Source organism: Tumidithrix helvetica PCC 7403, assembly GCF_965232925.1.
GTDB classification, from domain to species: Bacteria; Cyanobacteriota; Cyanobacteriia; order Pseudanabaenales; family Pseudanabaenaceae; genus Tumidithrix; species Tumidithrix helvetica.
In genome coordinates this window covers 16,027-29,325 of the sequence record NZ_CBDDRA010000010.1, presented here as the reverse complement: position 1 = coordinate 29,325, position 13,299 = coordinate 16,027, and the positions used below count along the sequence as shown (strand labels likewise).

Sequence of the window (13,299 nt, the reverse complement as noted above, 5' to 3'; positions counted from 1 at the left end):
CGCGGAACACAAAACCCGATCTGTCGCAATTTCAAGAGAAATTGGTATAAATATCGATCAGGGGTGAGATGGCGATCGGAAAAGCCGACATAACTTCAGTTTGATACTAATTACAAAATAAATATAGATGCTTCAGTCTGCCTGCTTTTCCTCTGTCTTCTAGGTCAGCCATTCATTGCGTTTAACTTTTATAGCTAACCTCACAATGAACGAATGAATACCTATGCCTTGATAGCAGCTAGAGATAGGGTGTAGTAGCCTAGTTGCTCGGGTACGCGCTCCCACTTACCTTCAATCTTGCCCTTGGACAGATTTTTGGTGACGCGCTCTTTAGCAACTCTAAAGACATCAGGAGTGAGTTCGCCATACAATGCCTTTACCACACTATCAGCATTTACATATTCGCCCTTACGCTCTTGCAAAACCTTCTCGATCGCTTCGGTGAGGGTGCTACCTTGGTAGGAAGAGCGGAGCTTAATCGATCCACTACGTCCAGATTCAGCTTTAGCAGGAGCCTTAGCAGCTTTCTTGGCTGTAGGAGCAGGAGCGGCTTTAGCAGGAGCCTTAGCAGCTTTCTTAGCGGCTTTAGGTTCTGCTTCTACCTTCTTGGCAACTTTTGCCACGACTTTGGCAGCTGTCTTTGCCGTAGCTTTGGCGGCTGTTTTGGCTGTCTTTGCTGTAGACTTCGCGGCAGAGGCAGAGGCATCCTTCAGGGATAGGGTGTAATAGCCCAGTTGCTCGGGTACGCGCTCCCACTTGCCTTCAATCTTGCCCTTGGACAAATTTTTGGTGACGCGCTCTTTAGCTACTTTCAAAACTTCTTCAGTCAAATCTCCATACAATGCATCTACAACACCGTCAGCATTGACATATTGACCTTTACGTTCTTGCAGAACCTTCTCGATCGCTTCAGTCAAGGTGCACCCTTGATAGGCACTCCGTAAAGTGATCGAACTGCTTCGTCTACCAGGCTTACCAGCAGGCTTTGTAACGACCTTTGGCTCAGCCTTCTTAGCAGCAGGAGCAGCAGCAGCCTTGGCTTCCTTCTTTGACACCTTAACGGGTGCAGGAGGGGGAGCTAATTCAACTACAGCAGCAGTGACTTTAGCGGCAACCTTTTTACCAGCTTTTGCTACTGTGGCTGGTAGGCTTGCTAGCAAGGCTTCGACGTTTTGGAGTTGAGCGCGAGCTTGAGAAACTTTTTCTTCGTTGGCTTCAAGAAAATCTTGAAGCTGTTTTTGATAAGCGACTAGGGATGCTGTTGGTAAATCAAGACCCATAATTGAAACCCTTTGGTGATAAGTTGTTGGCAGTTTTCCTCCCTGCATTCATGTCATTTGTTACGATGCCATAAAGTGATGTCATGAAGAAAAGAGAGAATTCATTCTATTCTTCTATCATCTTTCGTTCCACTCCGCAATAGTTTTGATGGAATCTTTCTAAGATTGATTCAAATCTCCCTTTAAGTTAGGGAGTAAAATATGAGTCTCTAGCTCCGATCGAGGGGTAGAGACAGGAAAATTGTTTGAAAGAAAGCATTCACGAACGAAGTAATGAAGCTGCATCTGTCAGTCTAAAAATCTTTCTAGGTCTCGATCCTAGCTTTTAGCGACCGTCTTATAAGATACGATGAGGCTATTCGCCCAGTTTGCTGGGAAGGTGCTCCAACAAAAATCTTGCCTCAGCCGCACGATCGCTTTGTGGATATCGCTCAACTAGCCGACTTAGATATCTAGGGCGATCGCTGAGAAAGAAGCTAGAAAATAACAGATCGTCAGTGTAAGTACTCTGAGGAAACTTCAACTGCAATTCTGAAATAATACTATCGATACGGCGCTGATAATCGTTTTGAATTTGCTTCTCTCGATTTTGATAGTCTTGGTAGGCTCCAAATTTCAACGAAGCAATCGTAGAGCGATCGCTCGTTATCCCCGCAGGCGGGTGAATTGCCACAGTTTCACCAAAATCATGCTCTTCCCATTGTTCGAGCAAGGTCATCGCTACCATATACAGGGTTTTTTCACGTAGGCTGGGTGGCGTATTAGCATCATCAAGGATACTTTGATAAAGCGATAGAGCTACAGCATTTTGGCTTGAGGCTTGATAGGCAGTACGAACTACATCCGTTGAGCGGAGTTTGGTATTACAGATCCACCAGCCCAGACATTCATCATCTCCCCAGCCTCCAGTCGGGAGGTGGTAGAGGCGGAAACCATCCCAAAAGGGTAAGTAACCATTCTTCCAGCCATCTTTACCTGCCCAATCAGAGGCGAGACGATAACGAGCTTCAGGGGTATTCTCTTGCTGCAATGCCAATAGTTTTTGCCAACGCTGACGCTGCTCGGTCAACATCGTTTGCATTTCTTGCATGACATTGGCAGATCGATCGCCTGCTTCCCACCAACGAAAGTTTTGATAATAGGTATCGAGAATCCGTTTGGGCATTTCTTCGAGGCGAATCGTTTGAGCGATCTGCAAAGCCTTCGCATAATTTTGCGATCGTGCGTAGCGAACCGCCAAGGCATACTGGAACAGGGGAGCGATCGGTTGAATTTCAGGCTCGGCTAGAAGGATTTCTATCTGCTCGGTGGTTAGACCCACATCTAACAAGGCACGAACATGGGGCCATGCTAGATATGCCGCATCATTATCTCCCATTGGCTGCGGCATCATTTTGACCCACAGACGTAAAGCTGGCATCACTTCATTTTGTGATTGTAGGCTGCGAGCAAACAGGTAGGTGGCATCGTCAGCACCAGGATGGTCGGGGTAGCGACTTAGCCATTGTTGCCAATTTTGACTGCGCTCTTTGGGAGTCATGCGGGCGTTGCGAACCAAAATCTCCTGACTGCGTGGTTCGCCATCAAAATAGGACTTACCCGTAAGATTGCCATACTCGCGACAACCTTGGGTATATTTTGACTGTGGATACTTGTCTACGATCCCCAGCAGTAAATAGTAGGCATAAAAGCCTCGTTCTGAGTAAGATTCATAACTGACAGGACGAGAGAGGGAATAAAGCTGACTCAAGTCGCCGTTAACGATCTTCTGTAATAATTCTTCCCCGATGGGATCGCCGTGACGATCTAGCTCTGCGATCGCCCATGCCCGATCGGGAGCATCCAGATTCGTGGCAATCTGACGAAAAAAGGCTCTGGCGAAGTTGGTAATCTCGCCTGCTTTGAGTTTTCCCAGACGTTCGATCAGAATATAATCCCGTGCCTGCTCTGGCAGACTGTTGTAGAAATGGATCGCTTGCTCGATTTGAAGATGATTAGGCTGTTCTAGAGATTCAAACTGGAGCCATTCTGCTAAACGAGCGAAAGGTTTGAGTTGGAGATCTGGAGAGATGCGATGACTAGCAACGGCATCATAGCCCAGCAATCGCTGCAAGAAGGCTAAATTGAATTGATCGTAATAGGTTGGGGAAGATTCGGGTTCCAGCCCAATACGGGCAAGCCGCACCAAGCGATCGCGTGTTTCAGGCTCATCTAAACCAAAGTCTTTTTCCCAGTCCTTAGAGTCATAGGGAGCCGAAGTACCTGATTGATTGAGGAGATACTCGACGTTTTCTGTCAATAAATCCATATGTGGGCGAGGGAGACGTTGCTTAATCTGCTGCGTCAACCAAAGCGTTGTGTAGGGTTTGCCTAGACTGCGAATCCCTGCCATGCCATAGTTTTGTCGGACGCGATCGCGCGAACGGGCGTAATAGGCAAGCAGGGGATAGGCTTTCGCACCGTACCGCTTCCAGATCGGATTGGTAAGAGGCTGTTTTGACCATTTGAGCAGGATAAGGTCTTGACGCACGGCTTGAGCGATTTCTTGCCACTGCGGATCGAAGCGCAAGCGATCGCGAATGACTTCATCAATTTCTAGCTCTGTAAGTTCGGCTGGACTGAGCCGATCGGCTTGATGCAGGGCTTCAACGGGACTGGGAATGTTAACAGATCGAGATTCAAACCGCTTAGATGTGACTCCCCAGACAGCACCTGACACGAATAATGCTAAAGAGATACTACTAATATATAGATATCGCTTACTAATATATAGATATTGCTTACTAATATATAGATATTGCTTACCAAATATCTTCACGATCGAACCCACCTAAAATACTTAAAATCCACAGTGATTGACGATTGCTATTGAACATAGGTTCTAATCATGACAGAGAACAGGTTTAGATTTGCAATTCTCAACAAAAATTTGATTAGATGCCAAATTTCAATCTCTATTTCAAGTAAATTCACTACCAATCGCGATTTGAGTCCTATGTTATGGGTCAAGGGATATTCTAAACAAGTTGAATGGGAGCATAAAAGTTACTGCCCGATCGTCCCAAGCTCAAATACATTTCCCGCAGGGTTGAATCATTCGTTTGGGTAGATCTTGCATGAAGGAATACCGTGACTATGAGAATTTCGCCCTTACTTTTAATACATCTAACAGGAATGATAGGAGTTTTATTAAGCATCGATCGCACCTTCAGGAACGATTTCAATCAATCGCTCGATCGCACCACCAACAACCAAGGCTGCTACGTAATTAGGCTGGGGTTGGAACTGATGAGCCTGCCAAGTCTGCTCGCGCTCGGGAAAGATCAAACCCATCAATCTTTCCCCCTGCCAATCAGTTTGTACCCTCTCTAAATCGACTAACCCCTTTCCCGTTGCTTTGAGATAGGCTTCTTTTAGCGTCCAGATCTGAAAGAATAGCTCCTGCTGTTCTTTTGGTGCTAAGCTTCTGAGCCTCTCGGACTCCTGACTGCTAAAAAAACGCTGCGCCAATTGTTCCACATCTTCGATAGAGCGTTGCTGGTACTCAACATCAACCCCGATCGCTCGATTGCAGGTTACTGCATAAACCGCCAGATTTTCGGCATGGGATAGATTAAATTCCAAATTCCCAGCACCCATGGTAGAAGCCTCCCAGAGACGATCTGCTAATTGAGGTTTTCCCGAGGGACTATAGGTAAATTGCACTTGCGCGGGTTGAATAGTTAAATAGCGACCAAGGATAAGGCGTAGATGACCTCGTGCAAGGATAAAGCGTTGACGATGTAGATCGAATCTGTAGCGATCGGCGCGTTGTTGTTCGTCAAGTGATAGGGTAGCTTTGAGTTCTAATAGCCGATCGCATACCTGAAGATCGACATACCAAAGGTGAACTTCATTAGATGGTAAGCCGATCTCCTGTAAAGATGCCAGTTTCATTTGCATCGCTTTTTAAGCAGCAATGGGTAGGGTCACAGTTACAGTGGTTTGCTCGTAAAGAATACTCTCAATCGCTAGGCTCCCCTCATGCAACTCCACTAATCGTTGGGCGATCGCTAGTCCCAAACCACTTCCTTGCTTAGCATAGAGTTTCTCCTCAAATTTCATATAAGCACCTAAATCGGCAATCTGTTCCTCAGAAATCCCTTGCCCTCGATCGACGACAGACAAAATAAACTTGTCATCGTCAACCGCACTCATCACTTTTACAGGAGAGCCTTGGGCGGAAAATTTAAATGCATTGGTAATAAGTTCTCTAGCGATCGCCTCTAAATAGTGATCGGAGATTTGTACGGTTGCACCATCTAGTTCCAAAACCAGATCGGGAGATCGACCAAAGGTTTTAGCAATTTCCTTAGCAAGATTAGAAATTTCAATTTCAGCGAACGTCGTTTTTGCTTTGCGCAACTGTTGTCCCTGCTCGGAAGTTAGATCGATGGTTTCAATTTCTGCATACATCAAAAACTTTTTAATCATGTCATGCAAATCCTTTCCTGCCTTGCCAATGCGCTTAGCAACTTCTGGAATTTCATGAGGTTCCATGGCATGGGAGTTTTGCACGAGAATATCAGATAGACCAATAATTTGGATCGCAGGAAAGAGGAGTTGATGGGGCAATGACTGGGCAATATTATTCCGAAGCCCATCCAGTTTTTGTCTAAAGAAATTGCTGATCGTTTCTTGCTTTTTAAGCTGGGCCTGAATCGCGGCAATTAACTCATCACGCGTAAAAGGTTTAGTCAAATAATCATCCGATCCGAGAGTCATGCCTTGGCGAATGTCATCTTTAAACGATCTAGCCGTTAAAAAGACAAATGGAATCGTCGCAGTCGTCGGATCTTGACGCAAGGATGTCAGCACAGCAAAACCATCAAGTTTGGGCATCATCACATCACAAATGATCAGGTTAGGAAGATGCTTTTTTGCTAGTTCTAGCCCAACTTCACCGTCCTCAGCGGTAACCACCCAAAAACCCTCTGCTTTTAGCATCTTAGACATATTATCTAAGACCGTTTGACTATCTTCAATAATTAAGATCTTTTTCATACCCTCTCACCTGCTTGTAAGAAATCCTTGCCCTTACTGACATATCGATTGACACATCAGTCCTCAAGTGACTCGATATGTAGGGGAATAACAACTGTAAATGAGGTTCCCCTTGCTAATTGACTAGACATGACTATTGTACCTTGATGGATATCAACACACCGTTTAACAATTGATAACCCTAGTCCAGTACCAGGAATATTATCTACATTGTGAGCGCGATAAAACGAAGTGAATAGATGGGGCTGATCTTCCACAGGAATCCCTATGCCGCGATCGGAAACTAGGAAAGTAGCACTATCTTTGGAGACAGTCAGCTCAAAGTCAATTTCACTGCCTTTGCCCGAATATTTAACGGCATTCGTCAGAAGATTTGTGAGAATCTGACGTAATAGTTTTTCATCGACCAGCGCGATCGCCTCTACAACATCTTCATGGATACTATCTTGAGACTTGAGCGATAAGTCATCATAGAAACACGATATCTTCTCCACGCTGTTAACCCCTGAGTCAACATCTGAGAGCTTATGTACCAACAAGTTAATATGATGATGGCGACCCATACCCAGTTGAAATTGCTTTACAAGGCGCACTGTAAATTTACATAAATCTACCGACGACAGTTTGAGCTTCAGTTTTCCAGCCTCAGCTTTGCTAAACAGCAAAACATCTTCCATCAGCTCAGTCATATGCTGGACTTCTGACTGAATTTGATGAAGCTGCTCGATCTGTTCCTCTCGCGACCATTCATAATGCTCGAGCAACTCAGCCGCACTTTGAATCGTAGTGAGTGGGGTACGAAATTCATGGGAAACCAGTGAAATAAAGTTAGATTTGAGATTGCTCAATTCTCTCTCTTGATCGAGAGCCCTTGATAAAATCGACGCCGAAGTTTGCAGTGTAATATTCTGTTGCTGTAACTGCAATCGCAGCGATCTCAGCCTTAAATGGGTTTCGATCCGAGCCAGCACCTCCACCAATTCAAAAGGTTTATTCACAAAATCTACGCCACCGACCGAAAAAGCTTCTACTTTATCCATCGCATCATCAACAGCACTAATAAAAATGACGGGAATTTCACTAGTCTTTTGATTTTTTTTGAGCCAAGTGCAAACTTCAAACCCATTTAGGTCAGGCATGCGAATATCTAGCAAGATCAGATCGGGGGGCTCGTTTTCTACCATGGCTAAAGCCATATACCCATTTGTAGCTCGGCTTACCCGATATTGCTGCTTTGTCAAGACTGTAGCTAAAAGTTCCAAGTAGCTCAGTGTATCGTCAACAATGAGAATACTTGCACCAAAAGCTGGCTCTCTGATGTCTTGACTCGTATCCATTTAGCAGCTCTATCCAGTGTACCAAGCAAGATTTCGAACTGGCATTATTTCATATTCAATCGCTTAGCCAATAATTGCGTTGCCCCTTCAACATCTAGAGGTCTACTAAACAAGTAGCCTTGTCCGTGGCGACAGCCCAAAGTTTTTAAAGCCTTCAATTGTTCTTCGGTTTCGATGCCTTCTATAATTACTTCTTTATCTAAAGCAAAGGCAAGCATTAATATGGCATTGACTACAACCCATTCCTCTTGCCTGATAAAAGATTGGTCAATCTTTAAGACATCAATGGGAAAATCATTCAGCCGTCTTAACGAAGAATACCCCGTACCAAAATCGTCCATATAAAACTGCACGCCCAAATCTTGTAACTTTGACAAAATATGCATGGCGTGATCGGGATCGCTCATCACACTGCTTTCAGTGATTTCAAGCTTTAAGCTATTCGGCGCGATTTGAGTTTCTTGTAAAACTTTTTGAACGTGCTCGATCAAGTCTGGGTTAGCCAATTGCTTGGTCGATACATTGACGCTGATTGTCAAATCTGAGGAATCTGGAAATTGATGAGTCCAAAGATAAAGCTGCGAACAAGCCTGATGAATCACCCATTTGCCAATGGGATTAATCAGACCCGTTGCTTCGGCAAGGGGTATAAAATTTAACGGAGAGATAAACCCTCTCTCGGGATGCTGCCATCGAATCAGTGCCTCAAACCCTCGAATCGCTTTTGTATCGAGATCGATGATGGGTTGATAGTAAAGCTGTAGTTGCTGTCTTTCTAAGGCTAACAACAAATCTTCATGGAGTGATTTATCGATCCCCAAAAGCGTTGAAAGTTCTTTCTGAAGGCTAACGTTTTGGCGTTTTAAGAGCATGGCTTGCTCCTGTAACTGTGCCTGTAAGGTACGAACTTTGAGGTGGGTTTGTACGCGTGCTAAAACTTCTGCAAGGTGAAAAGGCTTATTAATATAGTCAATCCCACCCACTGAAAAGGCTTCAACCTTATCAGATTCCTCATCAATGGCACTGATAAAGATTACGGGAATATCAGCAGTCGTGGGATTATCTTTTAAACGGATACAGACCTCAATACCACTCAAATCAGGCATCCGAATATCCAATAAGATCAAGTCTGGAATGTCTCGATCGACTAGAGACAGTGCTTTTTCTCCATTTTCGGCTTTGAGAACTTTATATCCTTGTCTCGATAGCATCGTAGAGAGCAGTTGGCAATTGTAAGGTGTGTCATCTACGATCAGAATGCTTGCTTCATTTTCTTTAGGGATTTCAAATGTAGCGTTTTGATTGGTGCTCATTAGTCGAAATGGCTCAAGGTAGAAACTTACGTACTAAATTAAAATGAACGACAAGGAAAGATATTTTGGATGGGCGATCGCTAATTGACGAAAGCTTAGACGCATCTACAATCTTAAACATTGAATTTATCTAATGCTTTAGTCTACCCAAGTTTTGGATTGTTTTGCGGGATTTTGACGCAATTTTAGGGTTGATTTAACAAGCCTGTTAATTATGGATTTTAAAATTAAAGCCTAGACGATTGGTTCAAGTATAGCTTTTAGGCAACAATACTTTCCTGACTATTTTAAGTTTGAGAGGGCATCATTTTTTGCCCAATCCTCAAAGCATAGTTAATGCTTAGATGATGTTAGCGATTAAAACCAATCTTCCCCTTTTGGTTTCATCTTTGGTTTCATCTACTGTCTAAGCCTAGCATGTATTAAGCCCCGATCGAGCCTATCAAGAAATATTACACCTTCATCAAGAAGATATAAAATATGTATATCTCGCCCGAATTTTATCCGAATCTTATCCGAGAAATTGCTATAAATGATTTTAACCTTGACTTTACTGGAGGGCATCATTAGCTTTAAAGGCAAAGGTGAGCAAAATCGCCCATGAATAAAAATGAGATCGGCATATTGGTGGTTGACGATCAGGCAGAAAACCTTGCTTTTTTGTCAAGCCTGTTGACTGCACAAGGGTATACCCCACAAACTGTCTTGTCAGGAAAATTGGCATTAAAAGCGATCGCTCATTCTTGCCCTGACTTGATCTTGTTGGATGTGAGAATGTCAGGAGAGATAGATGGCTTTGAGGTCTGTCGGCAGTTAAAATCTCAAGTCAAAACCAGCGAGATTCCAATTATTTTTCTTGACGATGTACAAAATATAGCGGAAAGAGGCAAGACCTACAAAGCAGGCGGTGTGGACTTTATTGCCAAACCATTTGAGGTTGAGGAGGTGTTGGCTCGGGTAGATATGCATTTGTCATTGCAGTGCCTCAAAAAGAAACTTGAAACACAAAATCTCGAATTAGGAAATGAAGTTAGCGATCGCATAGTACCGCAATCAGTTCCATCAAACTGCGAGTCTGACCAAGATCGCACCTTTAGAACCCTTGCCGAAAACTCTCCCTATATCACTTGCCGCTATGACCGAAATTTACGGTTTGTTTATGTCACCCCTCGCATTGAAAATCTAGTTCCGATTGCCCATCAAGACTTTATCGGTAAAACATACCAAGAGCTTGGTTTCCCACCATATTATGTCAATCTATGGAACAGTTGCCTAAATAAGGTATTTGATACGGGTAAACAAGAAGAAATTGAATATGATTTTCCTACCACTATCGGACAAAGAAGCTATCTCTCTCGATTTTTACCTGAGTATGCGGAAGATGGCTCTGTAGAGTTTGTTTTAGTGATTAACCAAGATTTTACGGAACGCAAGCAGGTAGAAATCGCGTTACAGAAACAACTCCAGCGATCGATACTCCTTAAGCGGATCGTCGACGAAATTCGCCAGAGTCTTGATATTAATCAGATACTTGACGTCGCCGTAACCCAAATTGGTCAGACATTTGCTGTCAATCGCTGCGTAGTTCACCGTTATGTATCCGATCCAACACCGCAAATGCCTTTTGTCTGCGAGTATTTAGAACCTGGTTATTCATCCGCGATCGAGTTGACTATACCGATTGAAGGGAATTTTCACGCGCAAAAAGTCTTGACACAAGATGGCGCTGTTGTGGCAAATAATGTCTTTACCGATCCACTTTTAGAGCTAACTAGACCCTTGGGCGACATGAAATCTTTGTTGGCAGTGCGTACCTCCTACCTAGGAAAGCCCAATGGTTTGATTAGTCTGCAACAGTGCGATCGCTTTCGGGAATGGACGGAAGATGAGGTCGAACTGCTCGAAGCGATCGCAGATCAAGTGGGTATCGCCATGGCTCAGGCAAGTTTGTTAGCTCACGAAACCGAACAACGTCAGGAGTTAGCAATTAAAAATAAGGCGCTCAAGCAAGCTAAAGGAGAGGCCGAAGCGGCTAATTTAGCAAAAAGTGAATTTTTAGCGACAATGAGTCACGAAATTCGCACGCCGATGAATGCGGTGCTGGGCATGACAGAATTACTACTTTGTACCGATTTGAACAAAAAACAACAAGATTTAGCAACTACCATTCAAGATAGCGGCCATTCTCTGCTCAAGATTATCAATGATATTCTGGATTTCTCAAAGATAGAATCAGGTAACTTAGAATTAGAAATTCGACCTTTAGATTTAAAAAAAAGTTTAGCAAGGGTAAACAACCTACTTTCTGTGAAAGCAAATGAGAAAGGAATATCCTTAGAATTTACGCTTGATGCCCAGGTACCTGCTTATATTGTTGGAGATGCGACGCGTTTACAACAAATATTAATCAACTTAGTCAGCAATGCCATCAAATTTACAGAATCAGGCGCAGTAAACATTTCTGTTACGGCGACGAAGCTAAGCGAGTTATTGACCGAACAAGCGCATATAGCTGTGGTAAAAACTATATTAGATACCTACTATCCTCTTTCTCAAGCCTACGAAATCCAGTTTGCAATCCAAGACTCTGGTGTTGGCATTCCGAGCGATCGGCTAAACCGATTATTCCAGCCATTTAGCCAAGTGGATGCTTCGATCACGCGGCAATATGGAGGCACAGGTTTGGGACTTGCAATCTGCGCTCAATTGGTAGAAATGATGGGAGGAAGAATATGGGTAGTCAGCAACGGTTGCATTGAGGGCGAACCACCTTTAAATTGGAAAAAGGAAATATGGGTAAACGATCGTATAGAAAAAGTAGGCGATCGCGGATCGACATTTTACTTTACAATTTATGGCGCAGCACTTTCCAGTCAAACGATCCAATCGCTTGCAGACCAAGATCGAGAGCTTCCCATTAAAGAAGAAGCATTAATACAGGTTCCCTTGTGTCAGGACAAAGAACAAAATACAAATCTACAACCTTCTTTACAAATTTTGTTGGCTGAGGATAATGCCACCAATCAGAAGCTCACGATTTTAATGCTCGAACAACTAGGATATTGCCCAGATATTGCCAATGATGGCTTTGCTGTAATTGAGGCATTAGATCGTAAAGCATACGATCTAATTTTGATGGATATCCAGATGCCGAGAATGGATGGGTTGGCAGCAACACAGTATATTCGCCAAAGGGACAGTGACTATCAATCTCCATATATTATTGCTTTAACCGCAAATGCTACGCGCGGCGATCGCGAACAATGTCTGAATGCAGGCATGAATGACTACCTTAGCAAACCGATCGCGCTTAAGCAATTAGCGGCGGCACTAAAGAAATTTCAGGATGTAAGGATGGGTACGATGGTTGCAATGAGTCCAGAAAGTTCTAACGCCCAGCAAAACCAGCCTAGTATGACCAAACATATACCCGCCGAACTGAACAAAACAGAAGCAATTAATGTTAAGGCCCTAGAGGCAATTCGGAATATGGCAGATGATGCCAGTGTTGTTGAAATGATCGACATCTACTTAGATGATTCGCAGCAACTTGTGGCACAAATTGCTACTTACACTGATTTCAGCAATTCACTCAATGTCACAAATCTATCCAATGCTGTCCATACGCTCAAATCGATTAGCGCATCCATTGGGGCAATAGAGCTAGCAGCGTTATGCAAAACCGTTGAGCGAGAAATTAAAGAAGCTACAGTTCAAAACTTAATGGAGATCGTTCCTAGTATTGAGCAGGAATATCAGTTTGTAGTTCAATCACTAGAAGTACATCGCCAAAAATATGCTGGTTAATTACAACTGCTCTAAATAGCTCAAAAGATCTGCCATTTGCTTTGCTTCTGGTTGAAATTTTGGCATGGGTGGGGTTTCGCCACTGACAACTTGATGGATGAGTTGCGATCGCGATAAACGCTCAGATACCCCCCGCAAACTCGGGCCGACTTCGCCCGTTGCCCATTGTCCGTGACAGGCAACACAATTCATCACAAACATCGATCTGCCATTATTGGCATCGCCATCGAGTTGCAAAACAGATTCAGTATAAGGGTCGGTATGAGGGCGAAATAACCACAACATTAAGACGATCGCGATCGAAACCAGGGCTGTACCAAGAATCACTAGCCCTTGATGAGGTCCTTGTTGAGGCGATGGGGCTAACTCTGGCTGAGCTACAGTAGCTGAATTTAATCCGTCATTACTCACAGCAAAATCACTGAACCAGTGGGTTAAAGAACAATCAAAGCAGAAATTGAGAAATCACAAGAAAACTTTAATCTAAATAACATATCTTAAAGAAAGTACAAACACTTA

8 protein-coding genes are annotated in these 13,299 nt (G+C 43.6%); 1 reads left to right on the top strand and 7 read right to left on the bottom strand.

The genetic code is table 11. The features are described 5' to 3' along the window. Positions 1-221 precede the first annotated feature (221 nt). The 6 genes from ACP2WE_RS10985 to ACP2WE_RS10960 all read right to left on the bottom strand — a co-directional run bounded on the left by ACP2WE_RS10985 (position 222) and on the right by ACP2WE_RS10960 (position 8,973). Positions 222-1,280 carry a hypothetical protein gene (locus ACP2WE_RS10985; protein ID WP_425215599.1) on the bottom strand — a complete coding sequence of 353 codons (1,059 nt, stop codon included), beginning with the start codon at positions 1,278-1,280 and terminating at the stop codon, positions 222-224. 355 nt (positions 1,281-1,635) lie between these two features. After that, the gene (locus ACP2WE_RS10980) at positions 1,636-3,999 is read right to left on the bottom strand and encodes a hypothetical protein (protein WP_425215598.1); all 2,364 of its coding nucleotides are present in this window, start codon (positions 3,997-3,999) and stop codon (positions 1,636-1,638) included. Between the two features lie 470 nt (positions 4,000-4,469). Then, entirely contained in the window at positions 4,470-5,216 is a 747-nt protein-coding gene (locus ACP2WE_RS10975) for a 4'-phosphopantetheinyl transferase family protein (protein WP_425215597.1), read from the bottom strand. A 12-nt stretch (positions 5,217-5,228) separates the two neighbouring features. After that, positions 5,229-6,323 (bottom strand): hybrid sensor histidine kinase/response regulator, encoded by a 1,095-nt coding sequence (locus ACP2WE_RS10970; protein ID WP_425215596.1) that lies wholly within the window; start codon positions 6,321-6,323, stop codon positions 5,229-5,231. Positions 6,324-6,379: 56 nt separating this feature from the next. Further along, positions 6,380-7,660: a hybrid sensor histidine kinase/response regulator gene (locus ACP2WE_RS10965; protein WP_425215595.1), complete on the bottom strand. Its 1,281-nt coding sequence runs from the start codon at positions 7,658-7,660 to the stop codon at positions 6,380-6,382. A 44-nt stretch (positions 7,661-7,704) separates the two neighbouring features. Further along, the gene (locus ACP2WE_RS10960; protein WP_425215594.1) at positions 7,705-8,973 is read right to left on the bottom strand and encodes a two-component system response regulator; all 1,269 of its coding nucleotides are present in this window, start codon (positions 8,971-8,973) and stop codon (positions 7,705-7,707) included. Between the two features lie 600 nt (positions 8,974-9,573). Here ACP2WE_RS10960 and ACP2WE_RS10955 point away from each other — a divergent pair. After that, complete coding sequence (locus tag ACP2WE_RS10955) at positions 9,574-12,780, top strand: response regulator (RefSeq protein ID WP_425215593.1); 3,207 nt, start codon at positions 9,574-9,576, stop codon at positions 12,778-12,780. Here ACP2WE_RS10955 and ACP2WE_RS10950 read toward each other — a convergent pair whose 3' ends face one another. Further along, on the bottom strand, positions 12,781-13,191 hold the full coding sequence (locus tag ACP2WE_RS10950; protein WP_425215592.1) for a c-type cytochrome: 411 nt from the start codon (positions 13,189-13,191) through the stop codon (positions 12,781-12,783). Positions 13,192-13,299 lie beyond the last annotated feature (108 nt).

Bases quoted from the DNA above. Each gene is read 5' to 3' on its own strand.
- ACP2WE_RS10965 (WP_425215595.1), bottom strand. From the start codon at position 7,660: ATGGATACGAGTCAAGACATCAGAGAGCCAGCTTTTGGTGCAAGTATT.
- ACP2WE_RS10955 (WP_425215593.1), top strand. From the start codon at position 9,574: ATGAATAAAAATGAGATCGGCATATTGGTGGTTGACGATCAGGCAGAA.
- ACP2WE_RS10960 (WP_425215594.1), bottom strand. From the start codon at position 8,973: ATGAGCACCAATCAAAACGCTACATTTGAAATCCCTAAAGAAAATGAA.
- ACP2WE_RS10970 (WP_425215596.1), bottom strand. From the start codon at position 6,323: ATGAAAAAGATCTTAATTATTGAAGATAGTCAAACGGTCTTAGATAAT.
- ACP2WE_RS10985 (WP_425215599.1), bottom strand. From the start codon at position 1,280: ATGGGTCTTGATTTACCAACAGCATCCCTAGTCGCTTATCAAAAACAG.
- ACP2WE_RS10975 (WP_425215597.1), bottom strand. From the start codon at position 5,216: ATGAAACTGGCATCTTTACAGGAGATCGGCTTACCATCTAATGAAGTT.